This is a genomic window from Flavobacterium psychroterrae (assembly GCF_018380615.1).
Classification (GTDB): Bacteria; Bacteroidota; Bacteroidia; order Flavobacteriales; family Flavobacteriaceae; genus Flavobacterium; species Flavobacterium psychroterrae.
Genome location: NZ_JAGYVZ010000099.1, coordinates 1 through 261 on the forward strand (window position 1 = coordinate 1; position 261 = coordinate 261).

1 protein-coding gene is annotated in these 261 nt (G+C 36.0%); it reads right to left on the reverse strand.

Annotated elements, in window-relative coordinates; all coding sequences use genetic code 11:
* Window positions 1-261 (reverse strand): hypothetical protein (locus KHA90_RS25230; RefSeq protein WP_213308306.1); only part of this gene is annotated, 261 nt, incomplete at both ends.

The window sequence follows — 261 nt, forward strand, 5'->3', positions numbered from 1 at the left end:
AATTCTGATTATAGCTCACATTAAGCTTGTCGAAGTCTTTTGTTACGACAGAGAATGGTTTGAATTTGCCATCATCGGTTAACAGTAATTTTGAAGCTTCAAATAGTTGTGCATTGGCTTTAAGTGAGCCGAAAAGTCTGGTATTATCTTGCAATGCGGTACGCATCACTTCCGGCATTTCATTATCCTTAATGGCAAAATCAAAAGCATCACTAGTGGATTTTACAAGTTTTTGATATGGTTTTTCGGTTTGCAAATCTT